This window comes from Sporichthyaceae bacterium (assembly GCA_036493475.1).
GTDB lineage: Bacteria > Actinomycetota > Actinomycetes > Sporichthyales > Sporichthyaceae > DASQPJ01.
This window is the reverse complement of record DASXPS010000053.1, coordinates 1-3,200: the sequence shown is the minus strand read 5'-3', so window position 1 is coordinate 3,200 and position 3,200 is coordinate 1. Positions and strand designations below refer to the sequence as shown.

The 3,200-nt window shown below is 70.6% G+C and carries 3 protein-coding genes; 2 read left to right on the top strand and 1 reads right to left on the bottom strand.

Features of this window, described 5'->3' with window-relative positions:
• Positions 1 to 287: 287 nt before the first annotated feature.
• The gene (locus VGJ14_06010; protein ID HEY2831961.1) at positions 288 to 947 is read right to left on the bottom strand and encodes a transposase; all 660 of its coding nucleotides are present in this window, start codon (positions 945 to 947) and stop codon (positions 288 to 290) included.
• A 167-nt stretch (positions 948 to 1,114) separates the two neighbouring features.
• Between VGJ14_06010 and VGJ14_06005 the strand changes: the two genes are divergently transcribed.
• Together VGJ14_06005 and VGJ14_06000 are read left to right on the top strand one after the other, a co-directional pair.
• Positions 1,115 to 2,323, top strand: coding sequence for a tyrosine-type recombinase/integrase (locus tag VGJ14_06005; protein ID HEY2831960.1), 1,209 nt, complete (start codon positions 1,115 to 1,117; stop codon positions 2,321 to 2,323).
• Positions 2,320 to 3,069 (top strand): tyrosine-type recombinase/integrase, encoded by a 750-nt coding sequence (locus VGJ14_06000; protein HEY2831959.1) that lies wholly within the window; start codon positions 2,320 to 2,322, stop codon positions 3,067 to 3,069. Before VGJ14_06005 ends, VGJ14_06000 begins: the two co-directional genes overlap by 4 nt.
• The last annotated feature ends 131 nt before the right edge of the window (positions 3,070 to 3,200 follow it).

Sequence of the window (3,200 nt, the reverse complement as noted above, 5' to 3'; positions counted from 1 at the left end):
ATCGAACAGACGATAGCAAACCTTAAAACCTGGAGGATCCTGCACACCGACTACCGTCGACCGCTATCCACCTTCGCCGACACGATCAGCGCCGTAATCGGACTACATTTCTACCGAGCAGCGTGAATAACCCTCTTTGTCTACCGACCTTTTTCGCGCGTCGACGCACCTCTAACCTGGCCACTCCCTCCAACAGGTCTGCAACCTGGTCATTGGTAAGTATTCGGAGTTCCCGTCGGTCGGCGGGCGGCGTGATGCGCCCGTCGGCGCGGGTCGACGGCGGGAGGTCAGGCTACGCGCGAGGTCGCGACCGGGGGTCCGGCGCGGGGGTCGGCGCCGGTGGTGTCTGGGTGGAGTCGGTCGGGGTGGCGGGCCCAGGCGGCGCGGTCGTCGGGGTTGAGGGCCCAGGGCAGGAACCGGTGCAGGGCGGCGCCGGTGGGCGGTTTGCCGCCGGCTTGGGCGCACTGGTTGAGGTAGGCGTTGAGGTAGGCCAGCGGGTTGAGCCCGGCGCGTTCGGCGGTGGCGGTGATGGTCCAGACTCGGCTGGCGAGCTCGGCGGAGACCACCGACCCGGAGCCGTAGTAGTTCTTGCGGCCGATGACCGGGCCGCGCAGGGCCCGTTCGGAGGTGTTGTTGTCCAGCGGAAGTTCGGGGTACTCGCGGTGGCGGGCCAGCCCGTCCCATTCCCGGTTCAGGGTGGCCAGCACCTTCGCCGCGGCCGGGTGCATCAGGTGGGTGGTGGCGGTTTGGGCGGCGCGTTCGGTGTCGATGGTGTTCAGCGCGGCGCGGAACCGCGCGGCCGCCGTGGTGTGCTCGGGGCCGGCGGGCGCGGCGGCGCCCAGCGCGGTGCGCGCGAGGTAGAGCGCGGCGATCCGCTCCAGCCAGGCGGCGGTCCAGGCCGCCAGCTCGGGGTGGGCGTCCCCGGCGCGGATGAAGTAGCGCCGGATGTGCGCCTTATCCCGATGTCGGGATAAGGCGCATTACCCCGACTTGCGGATTATCCCGACCTCGGCCCGGTCGGTGCTGGTGGGTGGGGGTGCGCGGGCTGGTCTGGTCGGGATAGTCCTGGTGGCATGAGGCTGTTCTCTCCTGGTTCTCGGAGAGAGGAGCGGTCATGGATGATGTGCAACGGGTTCGTGTGGTCGGCCCGCTGGAGGTGTATGCGGCGGGGTTCGCCGCGGAGTTGACCCGGCTGGGCTACACAGTCTTCTCCGCACGCCTGCAGCTTCAGCTGGCCGCGCACCTGAGCCGCTGGCTGGCCGGTGAAGGCATGGACGCCTCGATGCTGACGTCTGCGGTGGTGGCCCAGTTCCTGGTGGCCCGCCGTGCCGCTGGCTATACGGCCTACCGGTCGCCGACGTCGTTGTCGTCGCTGCTGGGCTACCTGCGCGGGCTGGGTGTGTCGCCGTTGCCGGTGGTTCCGGTGCCTGAGGGGCCGGTGGAGGTGCTGCTGGAGCGGTACCGCCGCTATCTGGTCGGTGAGCGGGGGTTGGGAGAGCCGACCGCCCGCGGCTATGTCGGTCTCGCCCGGCCGTTCGTGGTCAGCCGGGCCACAGCCGACGGTGTCGACCTGGCGGGTCTGTCGCCCGCGGAAGTGGTGGGCTTCGTGCTCGCCGTCAGCGGTGAACGGACGCCGAAGACTGCACAGCAGATGGTGTCGGTGCTGCGGTCGCTGCTCAGGTTCTGCCATGTGCAGGGCCTGCTGTCGGTTCCGCTGGCCGGGGCGGTCCCGAAGGTGTCCAACCGGCGGGCGGGTCTGCCGCGTTTCCTGGAGCCCGCACAGGTGGAGTCGCTGCTGGCGTCGTGTGATCGCGGCGACGTGGCCGGGCGCCGCGACTTCGCGATGATGACCATGATGGTGCGCCTCGGGCTGCGCGCCGGGGAGGTCGCGGGGCTGGGCCTGGGCGACATCGACTGGCGGCGCGGGGAGATCACCGTTGTCGGTAAAGGCCCGCGCAGCGAGCGGCTCCCGCTGCCCACCGACGTCGGGGCGGCGGTCGCGAACTACCTGCGCCACGCCCGCCCCGACGACGCGATCGACCGGTGCGTGTTCGTCCGGGTCAAGGCCCCGCACCGCGGCCTGACCTCGGGCGGGGTCACCCAGGCGGTGATCGCCGCCGGAGGCCGGGCCGGGCTGGGCCCGCTGACCGCGCACCGGCTGCGACATACCGCCGCGACAGGAATGCTGCGAGCCGGGGCCCCGCTGGCCCAGGTCGGGCAGGTGCTGCGGCACCACCGCGCGCTGACCACCGCAACCTACGCCAAGGTCGACCGCGACACGTTGCGCACGCTGGCCCGGCCCTGGCCAGGCGGTGCGGCATGACCGATCTCGGCACGATTGATCTCGGCCGCCGGCTCGAGGAGTACCTGAGGATCCGCCGCGGCCTGGGCTTCACGCTCGAACGCGACGCCAAGCTCCTGGCCCAGTTCATCGGCTACCTCCACGAGCAGCGCTCGGACCCGATCACCGTCGATCACGTGGTGGCCTGGGTGGGTCTGCCCGGCGGCGGGCGCGGCTGGCTGGCGTTTCGGATGTCGGTGGTGCGGGGTTTCCTCGGCTACCTGCACACCCTCGACCCGGCGGTGCCGGTGCCTCCCGCGGACCTGTTCCCGTCCGGGCCGCACCGGGCGGTGCCCTATCTGTACTCCGAGAACGAGCTCGCCGCGCTGCTCGCCGCCACGGACACGTTGCGCTACCCGCTGCAACGAGCGACCTACCGGACGCTGATCTGCCTGCTGGCGGTCACCGGGCTGCGCGTCGGTGAGGCGATCGGGCTCGACGACAACGACTTCGACGTCGAACACGGCGTGCTCACCGTCACCGGCAAGTTCGACAAACCCCGCCAAGTCCCGCTGCACCCGAGCTCGGTTACGGCGCTGGCCGCCTACCAGCGACGCCGCCGAGCGGAGCATCCACGCCCGGGCACCCCAGCGTTGCTCGTTTCCACCCCAGGCACCCGGCTGATCAACGTTGACATCAACGCCACGTTCCTCACGCTGGTCAGGCGCGCCGGGTTGGCGCCCCGGTCGGCGTCGTGTCGTCCGCGCCCGCACGATCTTCGGCATTAGGTGGACGGCGGGGTTATGCGCCCTGCCGGGTCGTTTTGCCTTGGTGGGGGCCTGTCGGTGGTGTTTTCGTCCGCATAATCCCGGTGGCTGGTGTTACCGCCCCAGCGAGTCGAGCCAGCCGGTAGAGACGG